This window comes from Streptomyces sp. NBC_00078 (assembly GCF_026343335.1).
Lineage (GTDB): Bacteria > Actinomycetota > Actinomycetes > Streptomycetales > Streptomycetaceae > Streptomyces.
In genome coordinates this window covers 1,210,134-1,237,126 of record NZ_JAPELX010000001.1, presented here as the reverse complement: position 1 = coordinate 1,237,126, position 26,993 = coordinate 1,210,134, and the positions used below count along the sequence as shown (strand labels likewise).

Annotated in this window: 24 protein-coding genes and 3 pseudogenes; 13 read left to right on the top strand and 14 right to left on the bottom strand. The window is 72.8% G+C overall.

The features are described from left to right. Window positions 1-9 precede the first annotated feature (9 nt). Window positions 10-582, top strand: coding sequence for a helix-turn-helix domain-containing protein (locus tag OOK07_RS05715; protein WP_266677560.1), 573 nt, complete (start codon window positions 10-12; stop codon window positions 580-582). 31 nt (window positions 583-613) lie between these two features. Next, window positions 614-1,168: a YbaK/EbsC family protein gene (locus OOK07_RS05710; protein ID WP_266677558.1), complete on the top strand. Its 555-nt coding sequence runs from the start codon at window positions 614-616 to the stop codon at window positions 1,166-1,168. Between the two features lie 197 nt (window positions 1,169-1,365). On the opposite strand, the gene OOK07_RS05705 is transcribed toward OOK07_RS05710, so the two are convergent. Then, window positions 1,366-2,484: a cation diffusion facilitator family transporter gene (locus OOK07_RS05705; protein ID WP_266677556.1), complete on the bottom strand. Its 1,119-nt coding sequence runs from the start codon at window positions 2,482-2,484 to the stop codon at window positions 1,366-1,368. 61 nt (window positions 2,485-2,545) lie between these two features. Between OOK07_RS05705 and OOK07_RS05700 the strand changes: the two genes are divergently transcribed. Further along, the gene (locus OOK07_RS05700) at window positions 2,546-2,905 is read left to right on the top strand and encodes an ArsR/SmtB family transcription factor (protein WP_266677554.1); all 360 of its coding nucleotides are present in this window, start codon (window positions 2,546-2,548) and stop codon (window positions 2,903-2,905) included. Window positions 2,906-2,907: 2 nt separating this feature from the next. Here OOK07_RS05700 and OOK07_RS05695 read toward each other — a convergent pair whose 3' ends face one another. From OOK07_RS05695 to OOK07_RS05685, 3 genes and pseudogenes are all read right to left on the bottom strand, one after another. Beyond that, the gene (locus tag OOK07_RS05695; protein WP_266677552.1) at window positions 2,908-3,522 is read right to left on the bottom strand and encodes a DUF1353 domain-containing protein; all 615 of its coding nucleotides are present in this window, start codon (window positions 3,520-3,522) and stop codon (window positions 2,908-2,910) included. Window positions 3,523-3,626: 104 nt separating this feature from the next. Beyond that, window positions 3,627-4,004 (bottom strand): annotated as a pseudogene (locus tag OOK07_RS05690) (FAD-dependent oxidoreductase); the annotation flags it as partial. Window positions 4,005-4,014: 10 nt separating this feature from the next. After that, a complete protein-coding gene (locus OOK07_RS05685; protein WP_266677550.1) occupies window positions 4,015-4,422 on the bottom strand; it encodes a CoA-binding protein in 408 nt (135 codons plus the stop codon). A 247-nt stretch (window positions 4,423-4,669) separates the two neighbouring features. Between OOK07_RS05685 and OOK07_RS05680 the strand changes: the two genes are divergently transcribed. The 5 genes from OOK07_RS05680 (at window position 4,670) to OOK07_RS05660 (ending at window position 11,112) form a co-directional block, all read left to right on the top strand. After that, on the top strand, window positions 4,670-5,392 hold the full coding sequence (locus OOK07_RS05680) for a hypothetical protein (protein ID WP_266795303.1): 723 nt from the start codon (window positions 4,670-4,672) through the stop codon (window positions 5,390-5,392). Further along, complete coding sequence (locus OOK07_RS05675) at window positions 5,389-5,943, top strand: SixA phosphatase family protein (protein WP_266795302.1); 555 nt, start codon at window positions 5,389-5,391, stop codon at window positions 5,941-5,943. The genes OOK07_RS05680 and OOK07_RS05675 overlap by 4 nt, the downstream gene beginning before the upstream one ends. A 25-nt stretch (window positions 5,944-5,968) precedes the next feature. Next, entirely contained in the window at window positions 5,969-6,595 is a 627-nt protein-coding gene (locus OOK07_RS05670; protein WP_266795301.1) for a YigZ family protein, read from the top strand. A gap of 108 nt (window positions 6,596-6,703) precedes the next feature. Next, a complete protein-coding gene (locus OOK07_RS05665) occupies window positions 6,704-7,876 on the top strand; it encodes an exonuclease SbcCD subunit D (protein WP_266795300.1) in 1,173 nt (390 codons plus the stop codon). Then, complete coding sequence (locus OOK07_RS05660; protein ID WP_266795298.1) at window positions 7,873-11,112, top strand: AAA family ATPase; 3,240 nt, start codon at window positions 7,873-7,875, stop codon at window positions 11,110-11,112. Before OOK07_RS05665 ends, OOK07_RS05660 begins: the two co-directional genes overlap by 4 nt. A 1-nt stretch (window position 11,113) precedes the next feature. Here OOK07_RS05660 and OOK07_RS05655 read toward each other — a convergent pair. Beyond that, a pseudogene (locus tag OOK07_RS05655) lies at window positions 11,114-11,227 on the bottom strand (Lrp/AsnC family transcriptional regulator); the annotation flags it as partial. A 197-nt stretch (window positions 11,228-11,424) separates the two neighbouring features. Here OOK07_RS05655 and OOK07_RS05650 point away from each other — a divergent pair. Next, window positions 11,425-11,943 (top strand): immunity 21 family protein, encoded by a 519-nt coding sequence (locus tag OOK07_RS05650; RefSeq protein ID WP_266677529.1) that lies wholly within the window; start codon window positions 11,425-11,427, stop codon window positions 11,941-11,943. 260 nt (window positions 11,944-12,203) lie between these two features. Here the strand turns inward: OOK07_RS05650 and OOK07_RS05645 are convergent, their stop codons facing one another. Continuing rightward, window positions 12,204-13,895 carry a DUF885 domain-containing protein gene (locus tag OOK07_RS05645; protein WP_266795295.1) on the bottom strand — a complete coding sequence of 564 codons (1,692 nt, stop codon included), beginning with the start codon at window positions 13,893-13,895 and terminating at the stop codon, window positions 12,204-12,206. A gap of 32 nt (window positions 13,896-13,927) precedes the next feature. Further along, window positions 13,928-14,419, bottom strand: a complete 492-nt coding sequence (locus OOK07_RS05640) for an Lrp/AsnC family transcriptional regulator (protein WP_266677525.1) — start codon at window positions 14,417-14,419, stop codon at window positions 13,928-13,930. Window positions 14,420-14,478: 59 nt separating this feature from the next. Between OOK07_RS05640 and OOK07_RS05635 the strand changes: the two genes are divergently transcribed. Next, entirely contained in the window at window positions 14,479-15,675 is a 1,197-nt protein-coding gene (locus OOK07_RS05635) for a trans-sulfuration enzyme family protein (RefSeq protein ID WP_266795293.1), read from the top strand. Window positions 15,676-15,687: 12 nt separating this feature from the next. Here OOK07_RS05635 and OOK07_RS05630 read toward each other — a convergent pair whose 3' ends face one another. The 3 genes from OOK07_RS05630 to pdxR form a co-directional block, all read right to left on the bottom strand. Then, window positions 15,688-16,995: a GNAT family N-acetyltransferase gene (locus OOK07_RS05630; protein ID WP_266795291.1), complete on the bottom strand. Its 1,308-nt coding sequence runs from the start codon at window positions 16,993-16,995 to the stop codon at window positions 15,688-15,690. A gap of 194 nt (window positions 16,996-17,189) precedes the next feature. Continuing rightward, window positions 17,190-18,773 (bottom strand): alkaline phosphatase D family protein, encoded by a 1,584-nt coding sequence (locus OOK07_RS05625; protein ID WP_266795290.1) that lies wholly within the window; start codon window positions 18,771-18,773, stop codon window positions 17,190-17,192. A gap of 185 nt (window positions 18,774-18,958) precedes the next feature. Further along, window positions 18,959-20,440, bottom strand: a complete 1,482-nt coding sequence (gene pdxR / locus OOK07_RS05620; RefSeq protein WP_266795289.1) for a MocR-like pyridoxine biosynthesis transcription factor PdxR — start codon at window positions 20,438-20,440, stop codon at window positions 18,959-18,961. Between pdxR and OOK07_RS05615 the strand changes: the two are divergent. Further along, window positions 20,431-21,276 (top strand): annotated as a pseudogene (locus tag OOK07_RS05615) (EamA family transporter); the annotation flags it as partial. The gene pdxR and the pseudogene OOK07_RS05615 overlap by 10 nt on opposite strands. Window positions 21,277-21,369: 93 nt before the next feature. On the opposite strand, the gene OOK07_RS05610 reads toward OOK07_RS05615, so the two are convergent. Both OOK07_RS05610 and OOK07_RS05605 read right to left on the bottom strand, forming a co-directional pair. Further along, window positions 21,370-22,200 (bottom strand): alpha/beta fold hydrolase, encoded by an 831-nt coding sequence (locus OOK07_RS05610; RefSeq protein ID WP_266677515.1) that lies wholly within the window; start codon window positions 22,198-22,200, stop codon window positions 21,370-21,372. 110 nt (window positions 22,201-22,310) lie between these two features. Next, complete coding sequence (locus tag OOK07_RS05605; protein WP_266801900.1) at window positions 22,311-22,964, bottom strand: NADPH-dependent F420 reductase; 654 nt, start codon at window positions 22,962-22,964, stop codon at window positions 22,311-22,313. 110 nt (window positions 22,965-23,074) lie between these two features. Here OOK07_RS05605 and OOK07_RS05600 point away from each other — a divergent pair, with 110 nt between their 5' ends. Together OOK07_RS05600 and OOK07_RS05595 are read left to right on the top strand one after the other, a co-directional pair. Beyond that, window positions 23,075-23,959 (top strand): RNA polymerase sigma-70 factor, encoded by an 885-nt coding sequence (locus OOK07_RS05600; RefSeq protein WP_266795288.1) that lies wholly within the window; start codon window positions 23,075-23,077, stop codon window positions 23,957-23,959. Between the two features lie 190 nt (window positions 23,960-24,149). Continuing rightward, the gene (locus OOK07_RS05595) at window positions 24,150-24,911 is read left to right on the top strand and encodes a GntR family transcriptional regulator (protein ID WP_266677511.1); all 762 of its coding nucleotides are present in this window, start codon (window positions 24,150-24,152) and stop codon (window positions 24,909-24,911) included. A gap of 69 nt (window positions 24,912-24,980) precedes the next feature. Here the strand turns inward: OOK07_RS05595 and OOK07_RS05590 are convergent, their stop codons facing one another. Further along, on the bottom strand, window positions 24,981-26,138 hold the full coding sequence (locus OOK07_RS05590; protein ID WP_266677509.1) for an ROK family protein: 1,158 nt from the start codon (window positions 26,136-26,138) through the stop codon (window positions 24,981-24,983). A gap of 179 nt (window positions 26,139-26,317) precedes the next feature. Further along, window positions 26,318-26,980 carry a response regulator transcription factor gene (locus OOK07_RS05585; protein ID WP_266677507.1) on the bottom strand — a complete coding sequence of 221 codons (663 nt, stop codon included), beginning with the start codon at window positions 26,978-26,980 and terminating at the stop codon, window positions 26,318-26,320. Window positions 26,981-26,993: the final 13 nt, after the last annotated feature.

Genomic DNA, 26,993 nt, shown 5'->3' with positions numbered 1-26,993 from the left:
GGACGGAACGTGTCGGACCTCGACCTGCTGACCCAGTCCCTGGCGCGGAACGTCAAGCGCTGGCGCAACGAACGCGGCTTCACCCTCGACGCGCTCGCCACCCGAGCCGGCGTCAGCCGGGGCATGCTCATCCAGATCGAGCAGGCGCGCACCAACCCGAGCATCGGTACCGTCGTCAAGATCGGCGACGCGCTCGGGATCAGCATCACCACGCTGCTGGACTACGAGCAGGGCCCGAAGGTGCGGATCGTCCCGGCCGACCAGGTGGTGCGGCTGTGGCACACCGAGGCCGGCAGCTACAGCCGCCTCCTCGCGGGCACCGAGGCGCCCGGACCGCTGGAGATGTGGGAATGGCGTCTGATGCCGGGGGACAGCAGCAGTTCGGACCCGCACCCCGCGGGCACGGTCGAGATCGCCCACGTCACCGCGGGTGAGCTGACCCTCACCGTCGAGGGCGCCGAGTACCGCGTCCCGGCCGGCGCGAGCGTCACCTTCGAGGCCAACGCCCCGCACACCTACGGCAATCACGGCGACATCCCGGCACAGCTGGTGCTGGCGGTGTCGGTCCCGCCCGTCCCCTGAGCGCGCTCCGGCGCCCTGTTAGCGTGCCGTCATGGACGCGCCCCTCGGACACTTCGACATCGCCATCCCCGCCCCCGACGCCCTCGGCGAACTGACCGCCCCGGTCGCCGAAGCCGTACGCGAATGGCGCGGCAGCGTCCCCGCCGAGCAGATCGTCTACGTCGACACCGACCCCCGCTGGGCCGACACCGCCGTCTTCGTGGAGCACTACGGGCGGGAGCTGCTCGAGCGGTCGGCGAACTGCGTGGTGGTGGCCGGCCGGCGGGGCGGCGAGACGACCCTGGCCGCGTGCATCGCGCTCTCCACCACCCGGGTCGACGTCAACGGCGTGGTCCGCCGCCAACTCGGCGCCCGCAAGGCCTCGTTCGCGTCCATGGACACCGCGACGGGGGAGACCGGAATGGAGTACGGCGGTATCACCGCGATCGGACTCCCGGACGGCTGGCCGGTGCTGGTCGACTCGGCCGTCGTCGACCTCCCGTACGTCCTGGTGGGCAGCGGGCGCCGGCGCGGCAAGCTGCTGGTACCGGGCAAGGCGTTCGCGCAGCTGCCGGGCGCGGTCGTGCTGGAGGGGCTCGGCGTCTAGAGGGCCCGTTGCGAAAGTGGCGTCGTCGCGAGTGGCGTCGTCGCCGGAAGGGCGGCCGCGCGGCGTCCGGTGCGTGCTCTGGCGCCCGGAGGCTGGGGGGGGGGAGTGCCGTCCGGGAGCCCTCGTACCGGGCGTACTCGGGCTTTCGGGCGGTGCGGCGGGGGGGGGCACATCCCACGCCCTTAAGGCTGACGCCCTTAAGACTGAGACAGCGGGGGCGCGTGCCGGGCGTCGCGACGGGGCGAGTGTTGCCTTTCGGGGCACTGGCGCGTGGCGTGATGCGCCAGGGCCAGATGAGGGTCCTCCTGGCCCGGGACCGGCGCCGGATCGGCGTGTACCAGGGCCGCGGTCAGCTTCGGTACGGCGTGCAGCAGCGCGTGTTCGGCCTCGACGGCGATCGCGTGCGCCTCACGCACGGTTGCCTCGCCGTCGACCGCCACCGCGACCTCGGCCCGCAGCCGGTGCCCGATCCAGCGCAGCCGCAGCTCACCGACCGCCCGCACCCCTGGCACCTCGCGCAGCGCCCCCTCGGCCCGGTCCACCAGCTCCGGGTCGACGGCGTCCATCACGCGCCGGAACACCTCGCGCGCCGCGTCCCGCAGCACGAGCACGATGGCGGCCGTGATCGCCAACCCGACGACCGGGTCGGCCAGTTGCCACCCCAGCGCCGAGCCCCCGGCACCCAGCAGCACGGCCAGTGACGTGTATCCGTCCGTACGGGCATGCAGCCCGTCGGCGACCAGCGCTGCCGAGCCGATCGCGCGGCCCACCCGGATCCGGTACCGGGCCACCCACTCGTTTCCGGCGAAGCCGGCCAGTGCGGCCACCGCCACGGCCGGTACGTGTGCGACGGGACGCGGATCGAGCAGCCGCTCCACCGCCACCCAGGCCGCGAACGCCGCCGACGCGGCGATGGCGAGCACGATCGCGATGCCCGCGAGGTCCTCGGCCCGCCCGTAGCCGTAGGTGAACCGCCGTGTGGCCGCCCGCCGCCCCAGCACGAAGGCGATTCCCAGCGGTACGGCGGTCAGCGCGTCCGCCGCGTTGTGCACCGTGTCGCCGAGCAGAGCCACCGATCCGGATACGGCGACCACGGCCGCCTGCACCAGCGCCGTCACTCCGAGGACGGCCAGCGAGACCCACAGTGCGCGCATTCCGCGGGCCGAGGACTCCAGGGCGGAGTCGAGCTTGTCGGCACTCTCGTGGGAGTGGGGGGTGAGGAGATGGCCGAGACGGTGGCGCAGGCCGGGGGAGGGGCGGGTGTGCTGACGCGGGTGTGCATGGTGCTCGTGGTGAGGGTGGTGCCGGTCGCTCACGTGGGTCCCCTTCCGGTGCGCGGGTGTGGACGCGCGGCGCCCACGAGGCCATTATGTGCGTATGAGCGCACGCATGCACCTATCACCTGCGCACGATGCGCATCCGCGTACGCCGGGCGAGGAGCAGTTCGCACTCGCCGCCGAACTCCTCGCGCTCCTCGGTGACCGCACCCGTCTCACCCTGCTGCATGCCCTGACCGGCGGCGAGGCCGACGTCACGACGCTCACGGAGGCCTGCGGGGCGGCCCGGCCGGCGGTCAGCCAGCACCTGGCGCGGCTGCGGCTCGCGGGTCTGGTGAACACCCGCAAGGAGGGACGGCGGGTGATCTATTCACTGCGGGACGGACACCTGCGGCGGCTGGTGGACGAGGCGCTGAAGGTCGCCGACCACCGGCTGAGCGACCGGCCGCTGCACGACTGAGGTCACGCAGGCTCCGGTTCTCCCGGTCCGCCCGGATCCGGTACGCACGCCTTCGGTGTGCCCGGTGCGGCACCCGGCAGGCCGCCCTTGTCCGCCTCGCCCTCCGCGCTCGGTGCGCCGGAGAAGCGGGGCCGGTTGGCCGGAGGGGCGACGCGGGGCGGGGTGACGGCGTACACGAGCCATTCGAGGGCCAGGAAGAGGGCCAGCCACACGGTCACGATCAGCGTGGGGACCGCGAGGAACGCCGCGGCGGGCGCCGCCACCAGCAGCCACAGCGTCCCCTGCCCCACCCCGGCACCAGACCAGTGGCCGCCCGCCCGGACGGCCGCCCACATCATCCACCGGCGCAGCACCGAGACGCCCAGCTCGCGCAGGGCACGCCGGAAGATGCCGTCGGCGTCCCTGCGGCTCACGGGAAGCCTTTCGCAGAGGTAGTCGTGCAGGATCGCGGCCTTGGTGTAGACGCCGTATCGCGGAATCAGCCACACGAAGACGCTCGGGACCGAGGCGAAGTCGGTGCAGAAGTCGGCAGGGACGGTGAACGACTCGTCCCGGCCCTCGTATTCCACCGGCTCCATCAGACGCCACCGCGTCGCGTCGATCTGCTTGACGTTCACGTCTCCTTGCAGGAAAGGCATGTCGACCACCGCCAGTGCCGTGAGCGTCCCCCGTTGGATGCCCTATGGACGGTGTAGCGCGATCGGCGCCTTCTGTCGCCCCGTCAGGACGTGGAGCCCTCGCCGGGATACTGCTCCGCGAACGCGGCCGCCGTCGCGGGGGTATCGAAGAGGCGGCGCAGCCGGGCCGGCGTGGTGCCCGCCCGGTACGTGTCGCCCTTGGTGAGGAAATCGACGAGCCCGTCGCGCAGCAGGAAGGCATCGTGCAGGGCGAGGTTCATGCCCTTCGCGGCGATGGGGGCGGTGAGATGGGCGGCGTCCCCGGCCACGAAGAGGCGCCCGAACGCCATCGGTTCCAAGACGTAGTTGTGCATGTCGAGGACGCGCTTCTCGATCAGCGGGCCCTCTGTGAGCGGCGGCCGGTCCGCTGCGCCCAGCCGCTCCTGCACAGGGGGCGGTCGAACCGGGCTCGCGCGTCGCGTGGTGCCCCGGTCAGCCGAGCAGCGGTATCTCGATCGCGGGGCAGCGGTCCATGACCATGGCCAGGCCCGCCGCGCGCGTACGGTCGTACGCCGCCTCGTCGATCACGCCGAGCTGGAACCAGACCGCCCTGGCGCCCTTCGCCACCGCCTCGTCGGCGACCGGACCGGCGAGGTCGCTGTTCACGAAGACGTCGACGACGTCCACCTCGAAGGGGATGTCGGCGAGGGAGGCGTACCCCTGCTCGCCGTGCACCGTCTCGGCCTTGGGGTGGACGGGCACGACACGCTTGCCGAAGCGCTGCAGTACCTGAGCGACGCCGTATGCGGCGCGCCCCCGGTTCGACGACAGACCCACCACGGCCCAGATGTCGCCGGACTCGGTGAGGATCTTGCGAATCGTTGCCTCGTCGCCGTACACCCGGGCCTCCCCGCGCCTCGTGGATCTGCTCTCCCGTCCGACAACGGCCGGGAGAGCACGATGATTCCCCGGCCTCTGCCGCGCGGATGGGGGTTGGCGATGCCCGGGTACGACCTGCTGCGGGAAGGCTGCGGCACGCGCGCGCGTGCGGCAGCCGGCCCCCGTGCACCTTGTTGAATTTCGCCAATGTGTCCGAAATTCGTGCCGGATGCCTGCGTGCGGCCGTCCGCCCGCCTAGGCTCAGCCCGTGCTGCGCATCACCGACGCCCGAACCGGCGAATCCGTCGACGCCGCCCCGGCCCGGCGGGGTCTGACCCGGGTCGAAGTCCATGTACCCGGGTCCGGCACCGGGTCCCTGCGCGTGCTGCTGGTCGCCGACCTGCTCGCGCGTGCCCTGGAGCTCGGCGGCACTCCCGTGTGGGGGGTGCTGACCGCTGAGCGGGAGCAGGCGGAACTGCGCGCCTGGGTGGTGACGCTCGGCATCCGCCCCTTCGAGGACACGCGGGACGTCGGGCCCGGTCTGGGTGAGGCGCAGGTCCTCCATGTCGCGGCGGAGGGCGACGCCACACCCGAGGGCGTCCGGATCGCCGTCGCTCCAGTTTCGGAGGTGCCCGGCATCATCGAGGGCGCCACCCCGGACGTGCTGCGCCTGGCCCTGCTCTCCCACCGTCGCGGCATGCCGGTGCGGCTCGACGACGCCGCCCTGGACGACGCCCGGGCGACCCTCGCCCGCTGGCGCCGAGCGGTCGCCTCCTGGGCGCGGCAGCCGTCACGGCCCATTCCCGACGAGGCGCGCGCACGCCTCCGCACCGCCTGGGAGGACGACTTGGACGTCCCCGCCGTGCTCGAAGTGCTGACCTGGGTCGAGACCGTGTCCGAGCTGCCGGACGGCGCCCGCTTCGAGACCTACGCCCACGCGGACCGGCTGCTCGGCCTCGATCTCACCCGCGACCTGGGATCGCCGGCGTGATCGCGCGCGCGGGAGTGGGCCCACTGCGCCGCCTGGTGGTGCTACGGCACGCCAAGTCGGCCTGGCCCGAGGGTGTCGCGGACCATCAGCGCCCGCTCGCGCCGCGCGGCCGCCGGGACGCACCGGCCGCAGGCCGGGCGCTCGCCGAGGCCGACTGCCTGCCGGACCTCGCCCTGTGCTCCACCGCCGTACGCACGCGCCAGACCTGGGAGCTGGCCTCGGCCCAGTGGGGCACGCCGCCGCCGGTCCACCCCGACCCACGGCTGTACGCCGCCGACGTGCGCGATCTGCTGACCGCCGTCCACGAGGTGTCGCCCGAGGTCGAGACGTTGCTCCTGGTCGGGCACAACCCCGGCCTCGAGGAACTCGTCCTCGAACTGGCGGGGGACAGCCTCGACCACGCCCTGGACGAGGTGCGGACGAAGTTCCCGACCTCGGCGATCGCGGTACTGGCCTGGCACGGGGCCACCTGGGACGCGCTCGCCCCGGGCACCGCACTGCTGACGAGTGTGATCGTGCCGCGGGGCAGGAAGGGCAGCGGGAAGACGTAGCGGGCGCGCCGCATAGGCTGGCCGGATGCCGGACGAGTACCGCACGGTCGCCCACGCGGGCGTGCACGAGACCGAGGTCAACCGCTCCCGCTTCCTGTGCGCCCTGGCGCCGGTGGCCACCGAGCGGGAGGCCCGGGACTTCGTCGCGGGCGTGCGCAAGGAGCACGCGGACGCCACCCACAACTGCTGGGCCTACGTCGTAGGCGCAGACGCCTCCGTCCAGAAGGCGAGCGACGACGGCGAACCGGGCGGCACCGCGGGCGCCCCCATGCTGCAGATGCTGCTGCGCCGCGACATGAGGTACGTCGTCGCCGTCGTCACCCGCTACTACGGCGGGGTCAAGCTCGGCGCGGGCGGGCTCATCAGGGCGTACGGCGGCGCGGTCGGGGAGGCCCTCGACGCCGTCGGCACCCGCACCCGCCGCAGGTTCCGGCTGGCCACGGTCACGGTCGAGCACCAGCGCGCCGGGAAGGTGGAGAACGACCTGCGCTCGACCGGACGCGACGTGCGGGACGTCCGCTACGGCGAGGCCGTCACCATCGAGGTCGGTCTGCCGGACGCCGAAGTGGACGCCTTCCGGGCGTGGCTCGCGGATGTGACGGCGGGCACGGCGGGGTTCGAACTGGGCGGGGAGGCCTACGGGGACGCCTGACGTTCCGCGCGAAAAGGGATGTAACGGACCGGTACGGGGCGGCTCATGACGGGCCGATACGGGAGTAACCACCCGTGATGTCAGACCCGGCCGTTAGGGTCGGGGATCATGAGGCTCCTGCACACTTCCGACTGGCATCTCGGCCGGGCGTTCCACCGGGTGAACATGCTCGGTGCCCAGGCCGAGTTCATCGGCCACCTCGTCACGACCGTGCGTGAGCGCGGCGTGGACGCGGTGGTCGTGTCGGGCGATGTGTACGACCGAGCGGTGCCGCCCATCGCCGCGGTCGAGCTGTACGACGACGTGCTGCACCGCCTCGCCGGCCTGGGCGTGCCGACGGTGATGATCTCCGGGAACCACGACTCGGCGCGCCGACTGGGGGTCGGCGCCGGCCTCATCGGACGCGCCGGCATCCATCTGCGGACCGAACCCTCGGCATGCGGGACACCGGTGGTGCTGTCCGACCCGCACGGGGACGTTGCCTTCTACGGGCTTCCGTATCTCGAACCGGCCCTCGTGAAGGACGAGTTCGGGGTGGAGAAGGCCGGCCACGAGGCGGTGCTCGCCGCCGCCATGCACCGTGTCCGCGCCGACCTCGCCACCCGCGCGCGTGGACCGCGGAAAACACGGTCCGTCGTCCTCGCGCACGCCTTCGTCACCGGCGGCGAGGCCAGCGACAGCGAGCGGGACATCACCGTCGGCGGGGTCGCCGCCGTGCCCGCGGGAGTCTTCGACGGGGTCGACTACGTGGCCCTCGGCCACTTGCACGCCTGCCAGACGATCACCGAGGGCGTGCGTTACTCCGGCTCCCCGCTGCCGTACTCCTTCTCGGAGACCGACCACCGCAAGAGCATGTGGCTCGTCGACCTCGGGGCCGACGGCTTTGTCGCCGCGGAGCGTGTCGAGTGCCCGGTGCCCCGTGCGCTCGCCCGGATCCGGGGCACCCTTGAGGGCCTGCTGGCCGATCCGGAGCTCGCCCGCCACGAGGAGGCGTGGGTGGAGGCCACTTTGACCGACCCGGTCCGTCCGGCCGACCCCATGGCCCGGCTCACCGAGCGCTTCCCGCACACCCTCAGCCTTGTCTTCGACCCCGAGCGGGCGCCGGACGACCCCGACGTGTCGTACGCCAGGCGGCTCGCGGGCCGCACTGACCAGCAGATCGCCGAGGACTTCGTCGCCCATGTGCGCGGCGCCGGACCCGACGAGCGCGAACAGGGCGTGCTGCGGGACGCGTTCGACGCGGTGCGCGCGGACGAGGCCGTGCGGGAGGTGGCCCGGTGAGGCTGCATCGGCTGGACATCACCGCGTTCGGGCCCTTCGGCGGATCCCAGAGCGTCGACTTCGGCGAGCTGTCGGCGGCCGGGCTCTTCCTGCTGCACGGACCGACGGGAGCGGGCAAGACGTCCGTCCTCGACGCCGTGTGCTACGCGCTCTACGGCACGGTCCCGGGCGCACGCCAGAGCGGCCAGGGCCTGGCCCTGCGCAGTGACCACGCGACACCCGGCACGCGCACGGGCGTGACCCTCGAACTGACCGTCGCGGGACGCCGGTTGGAGATCACCCGGCAGCCGCCCTGGGAGCGCCCCAAGAAGCGCGGCTCGGGCACCACGCTGGAGAAGGCCCAGAGCTGGCTGCGCGAGTACGACCCGGCCGTCGGCGCCTGGAAGGATCTCAGCCGCTCGCACCAGGAGATAGGCGAGGAGATCACCCAGCTGCTCGGCATGAGCCGCGAGCAGTTCTGCCAGGTCGTCCTGCTGCCCCAGGGCGATTTCGCGCGCTTCCTGCGTGCCGACGCCGAGGCGCGCGGCAAGCTGCTCGGCCGCCTCTTCGACACCCACCGCTTCGCCGAGGTCGAGAAGCGCCTCGCCGAGCGCCGGCGTGCCGCCGAGGCCCAGGTGCGCGAGGGGGACGCCGCGCTGCTGGCCGACGCGCACCGTATGCAGCAGGCGGCGGACGGCGCCCTGGAGCTGCCGGAGCTCCAGCCGGGGGAGCCGGGGCTGGCCGAGGCGGTGATCACGGCCGCCGCGGTCGCCCGCAGCACCGCTCGCGAACAGCTCACCGTCGCCCACTGCCGCCTCATGGCGGCCGAGTCCGTGCAGGCGGCTGCCGAGCGCACGCTGGGCGACGTCCGCGAACTGGCAAGGCTGCAAAGGCGGTTCGGCGAGGCACGGGAGCGTGCCGAGCGGCTGGAGGAGAGGTCGGCTGCGCACCGGCAGGCGCAGACACGCATGGAGCGGGCCCGCAAGGCCGAGGCGGTGGCGCCTGCCCTGGAGCTGCGCGACTCCGCCGAGACGGAACACCGGCGCGCGGCTCAGGAGGAGACACGCGCGCGTGCGCTGCTGCGGTCGGCCCTCGGCGCGGAACACGCGGTGTCCCGAGCGGAGAGCCCGGACGTGGGTGCGGCCGGGTCTGCCGGGGCACGGGATGTTGCCTGCGACGCGGCCGGGTTCGCAGGTGCGGGGAACGGTGACGTGGCCGCCGAGGCGGCCGGGTCCGCGCTGCCGGGAGACGCTGATGCCGAAACCGGTGCGAGCGGACCCGTGGCGTCGCGGGAGTCGCGCGGTGACGTCGGCACGCGCGAGGAGTTGCACGGCTCTCTCGCCGACGCCGGTGCCGCAGGGCTCGCCTCCGCCGCGCGCCGCACCGCAGAGGAACTCGGCGGGCTGGAGTCCGCCCGCCGGGCCGAGCAGCGGCTGGCCGGACTGGTCCGCGAGCGCACCGACCTGGACCGGCAGGAGCGCGCCGACGAGGACGTACTGCAGGAGGCCGAGGCCTGGCTCGACGGCTGGGAGACGACCCGCTCCGGACTGCAGGCCCGTATCGAGACCGCGCAGGAGGCCGCGACGAGGGCCGAACAGCTCGGCGTGCAGCGTGAGCCCGCGCAGCGCAGGCTCGGGGCGGCCCGCCGGCGTGACCAGTTCGCCCGCGACACCGACCAGTCCCAGACACGCGTTCTCGCATCCCGCGAACGCGCGACCGAGGCCCGCGCCCACTGGCTCGACCTCAAGGAACAGCGGCTGAACGGCATCGCGGCCGAGCTGGCCGCGAGCCTCACCGACGGCGAGCCGTGCGCCGTCTGCGGAGCCACCGAACACCCCGCCCCCGCGCGCAAGGTCTCCGGACACGTCGACCGGGAGGCGGAGGAGGGCGCCCTCGCCGCGTTCCAGCGCGCCGACGAACAGCGCGCCGAGGACGAGCGGCGCCTCGGCGTCGTACGAGAAGCGCTGGCCGCCGCCACGGCCGAGGCGGGTGACACTCCGACAGACCGACTCGCCGAAGAGGTCGAGGAGTTGGAGCGGCTCTACGCCCGGGAACGCGCTGCCGCCCGCGAACTGCACCCGGCGAGCGAGCAGCTGCGGCAGGCGGAGCACGAGCACGAGCGACGGACCGCGGTGCGGCAGCAGGCAGCGGTCAGAGCCGCCTCGCGGGTGGGCCACCGCGAGCGGCTCGACCGCGAACGGGCAGCGCTGGAACAGGAGTTGACGCAGGCGCGCGGCACCGCGGACAGCGTGGCCGCCCGGGCCGCGCAGCTGGAGCGGCGGGTCGCGCTGCTCACCGACGGCGCCGACACCGCGCGGGCCGCGGAGGACACCGCGCAGCGGCTCAAGGACGCCGACGCCCGGCTCGCCGACGCCGCCTACCGGGCCGGTTTCGACACCCCGCAGGCCGCGGCCACGGCACTCCTCGACGCCGCCGCGCACCGCGAGCTGCAACACCGCCTGGACGCCTGGCAGTCCGAGGAGGCCGCCGTGCGCGCCGTCCTCGCCGAGGCGGACACCGCGGCCGCCGTCCAGCAGCCGCGCGCCGACCTCGCATCGGCGGAACGGGCCGCGGCCGATGCGGCCCAGCGGCTGCGCGAAGCGGCCTCCGCACGGGACGCGGCGGACCGCCGCTGCGCCGAACTCGACCGGCTCTCCGCCCGCTCGGCCGCGAGCGTACGACGCCTGGCTCCGCTGCGCGAGGAGTACAACCGGGTGGCACGCATGGCCTCCCTCACCGCGGGCACCTCCGCGGAGAACGAGCGGAAGATGCGCCTGGAGTCGTACGTGCTGGCGGCCCGCCTGGAGCAGGTGGCCGCCGCGGCGACCGTGCGGCTCCAGCGCATGTCGTCCGGCCGCTACACCCTCGTCCACTCCGCCGACCGGGCCGGACGCGGCCGCAGCGGTCTCGGGCTGCACGTCGTCGACGCCTGGACCGGACGCGAGCGGGACACGGCGACGCTGTCGGGCGGTGAGACGTTCTTCGCCTCGCTCGCGCTGGCCCTCGGTCTCGCGGACGTCGTCACCGACGAGGCCGGCGGAGTCCGCCTGGACACGCTCTTCATCGACGAGGGCTTCGGCAGCCTCGACGACCAGACCCTCGACGAGGTCCTGGACGTGCTCGACTCCCTGCGTGAGCGGGACCGCAGCGTCGGCATCGTCAGCCATGTGGCGGACCTGAGACGCCGGATCCATGCGCAACTGGAGGTCGTGAAGGGCAGATCCGGTTCCGTGCTGCGGCAGCGCGGCGCCGGATGAGTCAGTGGCCGAGGGGGCGTCGGGGCAGCGGCGAGGAGTAGACGACGCTCGTGGTCACCGAGCCGAGCGCGCCGAGCCTGCCCGACACCTCTTCCAGGTGGCGCATCGACCGGGCGGTGCGGCACCGACGGACACGGAGGCCTGTGGCTGCTGAACGCCCGACGACCGCCTCGGTCCCGCCCCGCGTCCGTCGCACGGCGCGTCGCGGACGCCCACCACCGTCGCACTCGGCCGCCCGATCGGCTCCAACTACGCGGCGGTCGCAGGCGCTTCTGGAATGGTGGGTTCCTTGTGCGTGTACCGTACTTCGCCATGGTGCGATACGCGGAACCCGGTGTGGCGGAGTGGGTCGAGTCGGGTGGCGGGCCGCTGATTGCGGTGCCGGAGACGGTTCTGCCGTTCTGGGCGGGCGCCGACGGCGAGGAGAACGCCTCCGACTACGACCGCGCCTGCGAGGTCGACGGGTACGTCGGGCTGCTCCCGGTCGGAGACTCAACCGCACTGGTCCTGGGCGACGAACCCGCCTCCACCGCCTTCCTGCCGGAACACGGCACCTTCGTACGGTGGTGGGCAGCCGGCTCCGAGGACGAACTCCTGGCCGGGGTCCCGGCGGCCCTCGCCGCAGCCGACTGGGAGCACGAGATGCGCTGGGAAGTGCCCGGCACGGTCCTGCTGTTCGACTCGGCGTGGCCCGGCAGCGAAACGGACCGCACCGACTGCCTCCGAGTCGAGCTGGCAGCGGGAAGGTACGCGGTTCGCGCGGCCAACGTCCAGCCGGGGCCGGAGACTTGGCTGGGCCTGGTACAGCTGCGGCGCCTCGAACAGGGATAGGCGAGCGCTGATGAGCGCCCCCCACGCAGGCGACCCCGTACGGGCGACAACGCGTGGGCGAGCCCGTACGGGCGACTGCGCGTGGGCGACCCGGACCATCGCGTGCGCCGGGGCGGAGCATTGGCCGTCATGGTCGGTCATGACCCGGCCCGCCTCATCGCGTGGCGCGCACGGATGAGGCGGACGGGGTAACGGGCAGGTGATCGGCTCGGAGGTCGGCTTCCGCCGCTGACCCGATCCAAGCCGGACCAGGCCCGGCCTCAGAGCTGGGACAGCTCGTCCACCAGGTCGTCCAGGCCGAGCGAGCCCTGCGAGAGCGCCGCCATGTGCCAGGCCTTGAGGTCGAACGTGTCGCCGTGCCGCTCGCGCGCCTTCTCCCGGCCCAGCAGCCAGGCCCGCTCGCCGAGCTTGTAGCCGATCGCCTGCCCCGGGATGGTGAGGTAGCGGGTCAGCTCGCTCTCCACGAAGTCCGCCGGACGGCTGCTGTGCGCACCGAAGAACTCCTGGGCCAGCTCCGGAGTCCAGCGCTCGCCGGGGTGGAAGGGGGAGTCCGCCGGGATCTCCAGCTCCAGGTGCATGCCGATGTCGACGATGACGCGGGCGGCCCGCATCATCTGCGCGTCGAGGTAGCCGAGCCGCTGCTCCGCGTCCGTGAGGTAGCCGAGCTCGTCCATCAGTCGCTCCGCGTACAGCGCCCAGCCCTCGGCGTTGGCGCTGACCCCGCCGATGGTGGCCTGGTAGCGGGAGAGGTCCCCGGCGACGTGCGCCCACTGCGCGAGCTGGAGGTGATGCCCAGGGACGCCTTCGTGGTACCAGGTCGAGACGAGGTCGTAGACCGGGAAACGGGTCTGTCCCATGGTCGGCAGCCAAGTACGGCCCGGGCGCGAGAAGTCCTCCGACGGGGCCGTGTAGTAGGGCGCCGCCGCACCGCCGGGCGGGGCGATGCACGACTCCACCTTCCGCACCCGCTCGGCGAGTTCGAAGTGCGTGCCGTCCAGTTCGTCGATCGCCTGGTCCATCAGACCCTGCAGCCAGTCGCGGACCTCGTCGACGCCCTCGATGTGCTTGCCGTGCTCGTCGAGATGGGCGAGCGCCACCCAGGGGGTCTCGGCGCCGGGCAGGATCTTCCCGGCCTCCTGCTGCATCTCGCCGAGCAGACGGTGGAACTCGGACCAGCCGTACGCGTACGCCTCGTCCAGGTCGAGGTCCGTGCCGTTGAAGTAGCGCGCCCAGCGGGCGTACCGCTCGCGGCCCACGGTGTTCGACGCACCCTCGATCGCCGGCGTGTACACGTCGCGCATCCAGTCGCGCAGCTCCACGACGGCCGCGGTCGCCGAGCGGGCCGCCTCGTCCAGCTCCGCGCGCAGCGCCTCGGGGCCCGCCGAGGCGAAGTCCTCGAACCAGCCGCGGCCCTTGCCGTCCGTGTCCGACCACTCGGTGAGCTGTCCGACGAACGTGGCCGTCGGGCGCGGAGCCGCGTGCAGTTTGCGCTCCAGGCCGAGGGCGAGGGACTCGCGGTAACCCGCCAGTGCCGCGGGCACGGCACGCAGCCGCGCGGCGATCGCCGCCCAGTCCTCCTCGGACTGGTTCGGCGTCACGGTGAAGATATCGCGTACCGAGTGGGCGGGCGTGGCCATGTTGCCGACGGCGCGCAACCCCTCTTCGGCCTCGTGCACGGCCAGTTCGGCGGTCAGCCGCTCGCGCAGCAGCCGGCCGCACCGGCGCTCGATGTCACTGTCCGCGCCGGGCCGCCGCTCGGCCTCGTCGAGCCGCGCCAGCGTCCGCCGCGCCAGCTCCGCGAGCGCCTCCTGGCCCGCGGGCGACAGATCGGGCAGCCTGCTCGAGCTCTCCTTCACACCGAGGTAGGTACCGGTCACCGGGTCGAGGGCGATGAGGTCGTCGACATACGCGTCGGCGACCGCGCGGGGCAGCGGGTTCGTGGTCTGTGACATGCGGTCCATCCTCATACGAGGGGCGTCGCACGTCACCCGGATTGAGCCGAGGGCGTAGGCGGCAGGAGCGGTCCGCAGTCCCACTGCTGGAAGATCAACCGGGTCTCCACGCGGGCCACTTCACGCTGCGAGGTGAACTCGTCCAGGACCAGCCGCTGCAGGTCCGCCATGTCCGCGACCGCGACATGGACGAGATAGTCGTCCGGCCCGGTCAGATGGAAGACGGTGCGGGATTCCGGCAGCACCCGGATGCGCTCCACGAACGGCCCCACCAACTCCCGACGATGCGGCCTGACCTGTACGGACAGCAGCGCCTCCAGACCCCGTCCGAGCTTGGCCGGATCGAGCCGCAGCTGATGCCCGAGGATCACACCCGCGCGGCGCAGCCGGGTCACGCGGTCCAGGCACGTCGAGGGCGCCACGCCGATCTGCGCGGCGAGGTCGCGGTAGGTGGTCCGGGCGTCGTTCTGCAGCAGCCGCAGCAGATGAAGATCCACCGGATCCAGTACGACAGATTCGGCCATGGGCCGAACGTAGCACGGTGTTCGAATCCTGTATCCCGGCGGTTGTTCATTCTCCGTCCATGGACTCCACGAGAGCACTGGCCACCGAAGCCGTCCATGCCGGCCGCGACGACCTCGCCCGGCAGGGACTGCACGCCCCGCCGATCGACCTGTCGACCACCTATCCGTCGTACGACAGCCGTGGCGAGGCGGCGCGCATCGACGCCTTCGCCACCACTGGTGCCGAGCCCGAGGGCCCGCCCGTCTACGGGCGCCTCGGCAACCCGACGGTCGCCCGTTTCGAGACCGCGCTGGCCCGCCTGGAGGGCACCGAGTCGGCGGTGGCGTTCGCCAGCGGCATGGCCGCACTGACCGCCGTCCTGCTGGTACGGGCGTCGATGGGCCTGTGCCACGTCGTGGCCGTACGGCCCCTGTACGGCTGCAGTGACCACCTGCTGACCGCCGGACTGCTCGGCTCCGAGGTGACCTGGACCGACCCCGCCGGGATCGCGGACGCCCTGCGCCCCGACACCGGACTGGTGATGGTCGAGTCCCCGGCCAACCCGACCCTGGCCGAAGTCGACCTGCGGGCCGTCGTTCACGCCTGTGGCTCCGTCCCGCTGCTCGCGGACAACACCTTCGCCACGCCGGTGCTGCAGCGCCCCGCCGAACACGGTGCACGGCTGGTGCTGCACAGCGCCACCAAGTACCTCGGCGGACACGGGGACGTGATGGCGGGCATCGTCGGCTGCGACGAGGAGTTCGCCGGGCGGCTGCGGCAGGTCCGGTTCGCCACGGGTGGCGTGCTGCACCCGCTCGCCGGTTACCTGCTGCTGCGGGGCCTGGCGACCCTCCCGGTGCGTGTCCGGGCCGCCTCCGCGAACGCCGCCGAACTCGCCCGCCGCCTCGCCGACGACCCGCGGGTCACCCGCGTCCACTACCCCCGCATCGGCGGCGCGATGATCGCGTTCGAGGTGGCCGGCGACCCGCACGAGGTCATCGCCGGCGTCCGTCTGATCACTCCCGCCGTGAGCCTGGGCAGCGTCGACACCCTCATCCAGCACCCGGCGTCCATCAGCCACCGCATCGTGGACGCGGAGGACCGCCGGGGTGCCGGGGTGAGCGACCGCCTGCTGCGGCTGTCGGTGGGCCTGGAGGACGTCGAGGACCTGTGGGCGGACTTGGACGGCGCCTTTGGGCGCGTCCGCGCCACTACAGCGGCGCGGGGAGCTGCGCGGCCGGCCACAGCACACCCGCAGCCGCTGTGTACCCCATAGCCTCTGGCGCCTCTAGGACGCTTCGGCGTTGGTGACCCTTACGGCGCCCTCCCCGAGCGGAGTGCCCAGCCGGGCCGTGATGACCAGGGTGCCCTCCTCGATCTGGTAGTCGAGGGGGAGCCCCAGGCCACGCATCGCCGTGACCATGCCGGTGTTGGACGCCTGCGTCACGGCGTAGACGCTCTCGCAGCCCGCCTCCCCCGCCATCGCCACCAGCCGCTCCAGCAGTTCGGCACCGATGCCGCGCCGCTGCCACTTGTCCTCGATCAGCAGCGCGACCTCCGTCTCGTCCCCGTCCCACAGCAGATGGCCCAGGCCCACGACGCGGCCCGACGCGGTCTGCACCGTGAGGGTGCGGCCGAACCGCGGGCTGAGCAGGTGGTTCAGATAACGGTCCGCGTCGCCGACCGGCCCGTGGTACCGCATGCCGAGCGTCCGCGCCGAGCACCGCTCGTGCATCGCCTTCGCGGCCTCCAGGTCGCGTACGTCGGCCCGCCGCATCGTGATCTCGTTGCCCTCGGGCAGCGTCAGCACGTCCTGGCCGGCCGGCACCCGCGGCCCGAGCCGGGCGTCGAGCTCCACCAGCGCCCGCGCGCGGGCGAACTCGGTCGGGGTGAACGGCAGATACGGCCGCTCCACGGTGATCTGTCCGCCGTCCGGTGCGCGCAGCCGCATCACGGTGTCATCGAGTACCCCTTCCACGGGTACGTGCTCCTCGCCCCGGCCGCCGCCCACCGGTGTGGCGGGCAGCTGGCGGATGGTGCACCGTCCGAGCAACTGCCGCAGTGCGAGAGGCAGTTCCGCCGCGTCCAGGGCGGTGCGGGTGGCCAGGTCCAGGACGCGGGTCGGCGCGTCCACCAGATCGTGGGCGTCGGCCCGCTCGATCCACGTGTCGGCGCCCCCGGCCAGCGACACCAGCCGGGTGAGGTCGGAGCCCATGAGCTCATCGGGAGCCCGCAGCAGGAACTCGTCCACCGTGCCCTCGGCCAGCGGATGCGTCTGCAGGCTCAGGATGTCGACCCGGCGGCCGCCAAGCGCCGTGCACAGCGCGGCCAGCGATCCCGGCTCGTCCTGCACCGTCGTCCGCACCCGCCACAGCGTGCTCTCGCCGCGCGCGGCCTCCGGCGCCGCCGGCGGCCCGTCGGACGACCCGGTCTGCTGCTTTCGCGACAGCGACCGGGCGTCGGTATCGCTCCTCGGCGGTGCGTGACCGTGGCGGCGTGTCCACCACGTCTGGAACGCCTCCATGGCGGACCGGGTGACCGCCCGCACGGGACGGCCTTGCTTCGCACGCGTCACATCAGACATGTCTCGGCTCATGCAACTACTGTGAAGGAACGGTGTTGCGTGATCACGAACGCTTTGTGACCGATGGGTAAAGCGTGGTTATGCAACTTTTGAGAACCTTCTTACGGTTGTGGTGCGGTAGCCGGCATGATCACGTTCGCGGGCGCACGAAGGCCGCGCACCGGGGGATGACGCCGGTACGCGGCCTACGGGAAAGAATACGGGAGTTACTGGCCGACGCGGCCCGGCTGCAGAGTCTGCGTGAACAGGACGGTGCCGTCGTACTCGCGCAGACGCACCGTCAGCTCGCCGCTGTCCCCGTCGATGTCGACCTCGCCGAAGAACTGGTAGCCGTCGGCGGGGGAGACGTTCGACGCCGTCGGCGCCTTCACGTACACCCGGTCCGGGCCGAAGGTGCCGTCGAGCGCGTTGGCAGGGAAGGCGCCCGCGTTGAGCGGACCGGACACGAACTCCCAGAACGGCTCGAAGTCCTTGAACGCGGCCCGTGACGGGTCGTAGTGCTGCGCCGACGTGTGGTGCACGTCGGCCGTCAGCCACACGGTGCCGGTGATCCGCCGGTGCTTGATGAACCGCAGCAGCTCGGCGATCTGCAGCTCACGGCCGAGCGGTGCGCCCGGGTCGCCCTGTGCGACGGCCTCGAGGTTCGGCCTGCCCTCGTTCGAGTCGGGCACGACCAGTCCGAGCGGCATGTCGTTGGCGATCACCTTCCACACCGCACGCGACTTCGAAAGCTCCCGCTTGAGCCACTCCAGCTGCTCGCGGCCGAGGATGCCCACCGGGTCCGTGGTCTGGTTGTCGGGCGAGTTCGCGTTGCGGTAGGTGCGCATGTCGAGCACGAACACGTCGAGCAGGGGGCCGTGGTTGACGACGCGGTAGATCCGGCCGTCAGGGCGCCTGCTGATGGAGGAGATCGGGAAGTACTCGGAGAAGGCCTGCCGGGAGCGCACCGCCAGGTCGTCGAGCTTCGTGCCGGCCGGGTAGGGCGTACCGGTGCCGATGACCTCGCCCGGGTACCAGTTGTTGCGGACCTCGTGGTCGTCCCACTGGATGATGTTCGGCACCTGGGCGTTGAACCGGCGCAGTGCCTGGTCCAGCAGGTTGTAGCGGAAGTTGCCCCGGTAGTCGTCGAGGGTGACGGCGACGTGGGACTTCTCCTCGGTGGTGACGCTCCGGTAGACGCTGCCGTCGGGCAGCGTGGCAGCGGCGGCGATGGGCCCGTCGGCGTAGATGTTGTCGCCGCTGCACAGGAAGAAGTCCGGGTCCACCTTCGCCATGGCGTCGAAGATGCGGTAGCCCCCGATCGACTCGTTGATACCCCAGCCCTGCCCCGCGAGGTCTCCGGACCACACGAACTTCACGTCATGACGCCGCTTGGCGGGCGCCGTGCGGAACGTGCCGGTCACCGGTTCGCCGGAGCGGCGCGGGTCGTCGGGGTCGGCGAGCAGAACGCGGTAGTGGATCTGCTCGCCCGGCGGCAGCCCGCGCAGCCGGGTCGTACCGGTGAAGTCCGAATCCGCGCCGAGCAGCGGGCCGTGCCATCTGCGCGGGTTGCGGAACGACTCGGTCGCGGAGGTCTCGACGATCATCCGGGCCGGACGGTCGGAGCGCACCCACACCAGTCCGGAGCTGCAGGTCACGTCTCCTGCCTGCACGCCCCAGCCCGCCCTGGGGCGCCCGGACAGGGCGAACGCCGGTGCCGCGCCGAGGGCGGTGGGCAGAGTCAGGGCCGCCGAGGCGGCCAGGGAACCGCGCAGCACGCTACGGCGGCCCGGGAACGGACGGTGGGACATGGATGCGCCTCCAGGGACGGGATCCGGCCAGTGTGCGATGCCAGACCTACTGGTGCGCCGCAGCGCACACGGAAACCACAGGTGAACAACTGACCGCAGGGGCAGGGAAACCGATGGGCGAGGAGTGCGACGCGTTACCGGAAGGCATGAGTCACCCGGCGTTCTCCGGACAGAGACCCCAGCCGTCATCCGTGCGTCGCCTCGGCCATCAGCCGTACGCCCGCGCGGATCCGCGCGGGCGGAAGATGCGCGTACCCGAGCACCAGCCGCACCCCCCGCTCCCCGCCAGGCCCGCCACGCCCGCCACGCCCGTGCGTGTAGTCCGTCAGCGGGCGTACGGCGACGCCCGCCGCGGCCACGCGCGCGAGGAAGTCCTCCTGCGGGCCGTACCGGTGCGGGAGTTCGGCGATGACGTGCAGCCCCGCCGCGATCCCGGACACCTCGGCGCCCGGGAAATGCTCCTCCAGCGCCGCCACGAGCGTGTCGCGCCTTTCGCGGTACGCGCGCTGGCAGCGGCGCAGCTGACGGTCGTAGTCGCCGCGCTCCACGAATCGGGCGAACAGGGCCTGGTCGAGGGTGGGATGGCCGAGGTCCATGGTCCGTTTGCGCTCGACGACCTCGCCGGCCAGCGCCTGGGGCACGAGCAGCCAGCCGAGCCGCAGACCCGGGGCGAGTGACTTGCTGACCGAGCCCGTGTAGGCCACGTGCTCCGGGTCGAGTCCCTGCAGCGCGCCCACCGGGGCGCGGTCGTAGCGGAAGTCACCGTCGTAGTCGTCCTCCAGGACGAGCCCGTCCACGGACCGCGCCCAGTCGAGCAGTTCGGTGCGGCGGCGCGCGGAGTACGCGATCCCGGTGGGGAACTGGTGGGAGGGCGTCGTCACCACGGCCCTCACGCCCGAGTCCCGCAGCGGCCCGACGGCGATCCCCTCGCCGTCCATGGGCACGGGTACGGTCGTGACACCGGCCGAGGCGTAGAGCGCGTTGTGCTGAGGACTCCCGGGATCCTCCGCGCCGACGGTGCGCAACCCGCGCGCGTGCAGCGCGAATCCGAGCAGCGTCGTCGCCTGAGCCACCCCGGAGACGACCACGATCCGCTCCGGGTCCGCGACGACACCCCGGCGGCGGCCCAGCAGCTCCGCCAGCACGGTACGCAACTGCGGCAGCCCGCGCGGATCGGGATAACCGAGGTCCTGGTGCGGCAGTTGCGCCAGGACCGCACGCTGCGCCGCGGCCCAGGCTCCGCGCGGGAACAGCGACAGATCCGGCGTGCCGGGCACGAAGTCGGCGTGCGCACCGGGGGAGCGCGGGGCGAGATCACGCGCGCGCGGGGGCGCGGCCCGCACGGCACCCCCCACCCAGGTGCCGGCACCCCGCCCGCTGCGCAGATAGCCCTCAGCCGTCAACTGCTCGTACGCCTCGGTGATCAGCCCCCGCGACACCCCGAGATCGGCGGCGAGATCACGGCTCGACGGCAGCCGGGTGCCCGGCGCCAGCCTCCCGGTCCGTACCGCCTCACGCAGCGCGGCCTGCAGCGAACGTCCACGCGTACGGGCCGGCGCGGAGGCTGCGGGCAGGAGCAGCTCCCAGGCGGGTGATCCCGCGCGACCGGGATCCGTGTCCCGTGCCGGATCGGCACTCCCGTCCCGATTGGTCTGCGATGACGTCATGGAAATGGACCTTAAACCGGACCGCCGCGCTCCCTAGCGTCGCTGCCATGAACGCCACCACCACGCGTGGAGCCCTTCTCGCCGCGCTCGCCTGTGTCCTCGTCGGCGGTTCCTTCACCGCGAACAGCGTCCTTGGCCACTACCCGTACGCGGGCGGCCAGTTCCTGCGCTACGGCCTCGCCTGTCTGCTCCTCCTCCCGTCGGCCGGCGCGGGAGCGACGGCACGGCTGCGGAAACTCGCACCCCGTCAGTGGCTCCGCCTCGCACTCCTCGCCGCCGTCGGCATGGTCGGCTTCAACCTGGCCGTGATCGCGGCCGAGCGTTCCGCCGAGCCGGCGGTGCCCGGCGTCTTCGTGGGATGCGCACCCGTGGTCGTGGCCGTCGTGGTCCCGGCGATCGAGGGCCGAAGGCCCCGGCGCACGGTCCTGTACGGGGCGTCGCTGGTCGCCTTCGGGGCCTTCACGGTCCAGGGGTGGGGGCGCACCGACGGCACCGGGATCGCCTTCTCCGCCTGTGCGCTGGCCGGCGAGGTCGGTTTCGCCGTGCTCGCCGTGCCCGTTCTGCGCCCCCTGGGGCCCCGGCTGCTGTCCGCCACGGTGTGCGGTGTCGCGGCGGTCGAGTCCGCGGCGGCCGCGCTGCTCATGGACGGCACGGCGTGGCCGCGGCGCCCCGACACCACCGAGGCTGCCGCGCTGCTGTGGCAGGCGGCGGTGGTCACCGTCGTCGGCTTCGTGTGCTGGTACATGGCGATGCAGCGGATCGGCGCGGAGCGCGCCACGCTGTTCTCCGGCCTCATCCCGGTCGCCGCCGCCTGCACGGCGCCACTCGTCAAAACGGGCTCCTACGGGGCCGCCCAGGCCGTCGGCAGCGCTCTGGTCGGCGCCGGAGTCGCCCTCGGATCCGGCGCGTTGGCCTACAGGCGTGCCCGGTCAGCGGCTGCCGTCGAGGATGACGCGGGCGACCAGCGCCGGATCGTCGTTCATCGGGCAGTGCCCGCAGCCGGGCAGCCGCACCAGCCTGGCCCGGGGGATGAGCTGCTTGGCGCGCACCCCCTGACGGCGCACGAGCAGCATGTCCCGGGTGCCCCAGGCCACGGTGACCGGGATGCCGGGGAGGTCGTCGGTGAACCGGACGGTGCTGCCGGCCGTGAGGGTCGCGTCGAACCCCGTCGCCCGGGCCAGGGCCAGCGTCTCGGCCACCACGGCCTCGGGTGAACGGCGGTGCGGGCGGGCGTAGATGGTGCTTGTCAGCATGGTCCGGCCGGCCGCCGAGCGGGACAGCTGCCGCACCAGGGGCAGCGGGAGCCGGCGGGAGATCTGACGCATGGTGAGCAGGACCCCGAAGGCGTAGCGCCGCTCGGCCTCCGACCAGAACCCGGCCGGGGACAGGGCGGTCACCGACCGCGCGAGCTTCGCGCGGCCGAGCTCCAGGGCGAGCAGACCGCCCAGTGAATTACCCGCCACATGCGGACGCTCCAGCTCCATCGCCTCGCAGAACGCGCCGAACACGGCCGCCGTCGTGGGCAGGTCGTAGGCGAGGCCGTCCGGCAGAGCGGGGGAGGCGCCGAATCCGGGCAGGTCAACGGCGATCACGTCGCGCTCGGTCGCGAGGAGGTCCACCACTGGGTCCCAGGCCTGCCGGTGATGACCGATGCCGTGCAGCAGGAGCAGCGGTTCGCCGCTGCCCACGCGCGCGTAGGACACGGTCACTGGCTGTGGGCCACGGGGAGAGGGAACCTTGAAGGAGACGGTGGCGGACATGGGGGTGCTCCTCGTCTGGGGCTCGCCGGCGGACGCCGTGTAGACAGCTTGTCAGCAATTGCTACCGACGGGTAGCCCCGGTCGGGGGCGACCTCGCAGCCGTACGGCCCTCAACGCCCCCTGCGCACCTCGATGTTGAACTCCGCGTGCCCGAGATTCCGGAGGAGGTCGAGCCACAACGGCAGCAGCATCTCCACGCTCCGCGCCGACCGGATGCCACCCAGGTCGAGCACCCGGTGCGGCGGCCACCCGAACTCCCCGAGCAGACCGCTGACCTGCTCCTTGGCGCTCGCGTCCGCACCGCACACGAAGATCTGGTGTTCGCCCGGCACCAGCGAGGGATCCACCATCACCTTGCAGTTGACGGTGTTGAGGGTCTTCACCACGCGCGCGCGGGGGAACGCGCGCTGGATCTGCTCGCCCACGCTGTCCGACTCCACGGGCGACAGCCTCAGCTCCCCGTCCTCGAACGCCATCGGGTTGGAGACGTCGACGACGACCTTCCCGTCGAGGTTCTCCGCCCCCGCCGCCTCAAGCGCCATGAGCGCCACCCGGCCGCCGACTGCGACCACGACCACCTCGGCGGACGAGGCCGCCTCCGCGAACGTGCCGGCCTGTGCTCCCGCGCCGGCGCCGCGCGCCCACTCCAGGGCGGTGGGGTTGTCCTTCGAGCGGGAACCCAGAGTCACCTCGTGGCCCAGCTCCGCAAGCTTTCCGCCGAGCGTACGGCCGACCTCGCCCGTGCCCAGAACCGCGTACCGCATGGCCACCTCCGTAACTCCGGCCGCCGACTCCCGGCGGCCCGCGGGCCATTCTGCTCGGGACACACGGAATTCTCCTGGACATGTCCGGACGCGTCGCATGGGATGGTGCCGTGACCACCGACACCGAAACCGACGTCTTCGAAGACCACCGCCCCGTCCTGATGGGCGTCGCCTACCGCATGCTCGGGCGGGTGGCCGACGCGGAGGACGTCGTCCAGGAGGCGTGGCTGCGCTGGTCCGGCGCCGACCGCGGCGAGGTGCGGGAACCGCGCGGCTATCTGGTGCGCATCACCACCCGCCTCGCCATCGACCGGCTGCGCCAGGTCAAGGCACGCAACGAGGCGTACGTCGGGCCCTGGCTGCCCGAGCCGTACGTGACCGACTTCGGGGACACCGTCCCGGACACCGCCGAGCGTGCCGTGCTCGCCGACTCCGTCTCCCTGGCCGTCCTCGTCGTCCTGGAGTCGCTGTCGCCGCTGGAGCGGGCCGTGTTCGTGCTCAGAGAGGCCTTCGGCTACCCGTACTCGGACATCGCCGCCATGCTGGAGCGCGGCGAGGCGGCGGTGCGCCAGCTGGCCGGGCGGGCCCGCAAGCACGTCGAGGAGCGCCGGCCGCGCTACGAGGTCGACCCCGGCCGGCGTCGTGAGCTGACCGAGCGGTTCCTCGCCGCCGCGAGCGAGGGCGATCTCGAAGGTCTCATGGCGCTGCTCGCGCCAGATGTGCGTCTGGTGGGCGACAGCGGAGGCAAGTCCCGGGCGCCGTTGCAGGTCCTGGAGAGCGCCGACAACGTGGGCCGCTTCCTCGTCGGCGTCGCCCAGAAGAGCGTGCCGGACCTGTCCGTCCGCTTCATGGAGATCAACGGCGGCCTCGCGGTCGTCGTCCTGTCGGCGGGCAAGCCCGACAGCGTCTTCCAGGTGGACGTCTTCGAGGGACGTATCCAGGCGGTCTACATCATGCGCAACCCCGACAAGCTGCTGTCGCTGGCCGAGGTCTAGGCGGCGAGGACGGCCCCGCACGAACGCCGTGTGAACGCTGGGCGGCAGGTGCCCCGTGCCGTGCGTATGGGATCGAGGATTGGTCTTGACCAAGGGTTTGGGCCGCCCTATGGTCGCAGATAAGTGCAACAACCTTTAATAAACAAGGGCGCTAAAAAGCCGCCGGACCACGGCGATTGCGGAGGACAGGGTGGGGACCACGCAGCTGGAATCGGTGCCGGAACCGAAGTACTGGCATCTCAAGACCGTGCTCAGTGAGGCATTGGACTCCGAGTTCTCCGTGGGCGAGATCCTGCCCAACGAGCGCGACCTGGCCGCCCGCTTCGGCGTCGCCCGCGCCACGCTCCGCCAGGCCCTGGAGCAGCTCGAACTGGAAGGCAGGCTGCAGCGCCGCCGCGGTGTCGGCACGACCGTCGCCCCGCCGCGCGTGGGCGTCGCCGTCGGCACGGAGCAGCACGCCTGGCCGGGAGCGGCCGGGGACGTGTGGCAGGCTGTCGACTGCACGCCGGCTGCCCCGCCCGCGGCTGTCGCCGCCGCGCTGGAGACGGGCCCGGACGACACCGTGTACACGGTGCGCCGCTCCCGCGTGTCCCACGGCCAGCCCGTCGCCGCGGAGCTGCTCTACATCCCGGAGTCGTCGGTGCCCGACCTCTCCGCCATAGACGCGCCGTCCGGACCGGCACGCGCGCGTGCGGTGCTGCGCGAGCTGCACCGGCTGGAGCTGGAGGGGCAGGACAGGGCCGTGGAACTCGGCTCCGCCCGCGCCGACGACGCCAAGGAACTGGACCGGCTGCCGGGCGCGCCCGTGCTCGTCGTCACCACCCGTTTCCTAGCCGACGGCCGCACCGCGGCCCTCTCCGTCGCCACCTACCGGGCGGACACCTGCCGCCTGACCTTCGGCGACTCGGGAGGCGTGGAGATCCACCAGGGACCCGAGCGCCAGGCGTCCTGACGCCCGCACTCGTCATCCGTGCTGTGCCCCGAAGCCGCTCCGGGGCACAGCACGTTCGCGTGCCCGGTCTCAGCGCCGCGCCGTCATCGTGCCCTCGACCGCGAACAGCTGCTCCTCCACGTGGTCCAGGGCCAGCCGGAGCGCGCCGGTCGCCACCGCGGCCTCGCCGAGGAGCGACAGGGTGACCTTCGGCGGGCGCAGACAGTAACGCGCCAACTCGCGGCGCAGGGGCTCCAGTACGCCGTCCAGGCCTGCCGCCCAGCCGCCGATGACGACGAGTTCCGGGTCGAGGGCCAGGACCAGGGCGGCCACGTCGTGGACAAGCCGCTGGATGAAGCGGTCGACGGCCGCGCGGGCCCGCTGGTCTCCCTCGCGGGCCTGCGCGAAGACCTCGGCGACGGCCTGTTCGTCGAGCGGGTGCAGCGGCTCGTCGGTGGTGGACAGCAGCGTCTCGGGGGTCACCCCGCGGCCCAGCAGATGCAGCGCGCCGATCTCGCCGGCCGCCCCGCCGTACCCCCGGTGCAACTGCCCGCCGATCAGTGAACCGGCCCCCGGGCTCAGCCCGGCCAGCACCATCACGACGTCGTCGGACTCGGTGGCCGCGCCCTTCCAGTGCTCCGCGACGGCCGCGGCGTTGGCGTCGTTCTCGACGAGCACCGGGCACTTGAAGGACCGGCTGAGCCGTTCGCCCAGGCGCAGCCCCGTCCACTCGGGCAGCGCGGCGCACAGCCGTACGGTGCCGTCCGCCTCGACGATCCCGGGCGAGGCGACTCCCACCGCCCGCAGCGAGCCGCGTGCGACCCCCGCCCGGCGCAGCAGTTCGGCCACCGCGGTGCGCAGCCGTTCCAGGCGCTCGTCGGCGGGAGCCGTCTCGTCGACTTCCTTGGCGACCGAGCCGAGCACCCGTCCGTCGAGGTCGGCGAGGAGCGCGGCGACGCGGTGGGGCCCGATGTCCACGCCCAGCAGATGTCCGGCCTCGGCCCGGAACCGGAAGCGCCGCGCGGGCCGCCCCTGGCGTCGTACGACGCTCTCGTCGGCTGCCTTCTCGACGACGTAACCCACCTCGATGAGGCCCTCGACGACACCTTCCACGGTCGGCCGGGACAGCCCGGTCACCCGGGTGATCTCCGTCAGTGTCGCCGCGTCCGTGGCACGCAGCGCGTGCAGCACCACCGCGGAGTTGATCCTTCGCAGCAGCGAGGGATCCCCGCCGGTCAGCTGCCCCAACGTCCCGTCCTCCCAGCTCGTGCGCGTGTTGGCCGGATCGTACCGGGTCGCTCCGCGGGGTAGGGCCGCGATGGGCCGTCTTTTCTCTGCGGCGCCGTCGTGGCCGGTCAGGCCCCGCGGCGGAGCCGCTGAGGTCACGGCCCGCACCCCTTCGGGGCGCTCCTCGCTCGGCGCGCCCATCAGCCCGGTGCCACGAACCCCGACTCGTAGGCGGCGATCACGGCCTGGGTGCGATCGCGTGCACCCAGTTTCGCCAGTACGGCGCTGACGTGGGACTTCACCGTCTCCGTGCCGACGATCAGCCGAGCGGCGATCTCCGCGTTGGACAGGCCTCGGGACATCAGCCGCAACACCTCGGCCTCCCGCTCGGTCAGCCGGGCCCGCTCCATCGTGTCCCGGGCGGCCCGGTTGCCGTCGCCCTCGCCGTACGCGGCTGCCAACTGCCGCACGGAGGCCGGGAACAGCAGCGACTCGCCCTCGGCGACCAGCCGCACCGCGTGCACGATCTCGGCCGGACGGGCCCGCTTCAGCAGGAAACCGTCGGCGCCGGCCCGCAGGGCCTCGTACACGTACTCGTCGTTCTCGAACGTCGTCACCACGAGGATCTTCGGCGGCTCGTCGATCGTCCGCAGCACCGCGCGCGTGGCCTCGATGCCGTCCAGCAGCGGCATCCGCACGTCCATGGCGACCACGTCGGGCCGCAGCCGGCGCACCAGCGGGATCACCGCCGCCCCGTCGGCGGCCTCCCCGACGACCTCGATGTCGGGCTGCGCCTCCAGAACGGCCCGCAGACCGGCGCGTACGAGGGGCTCGTCGTCGACGAGGAGAACGGAGACCGGCATCCGGCCAGCGTAG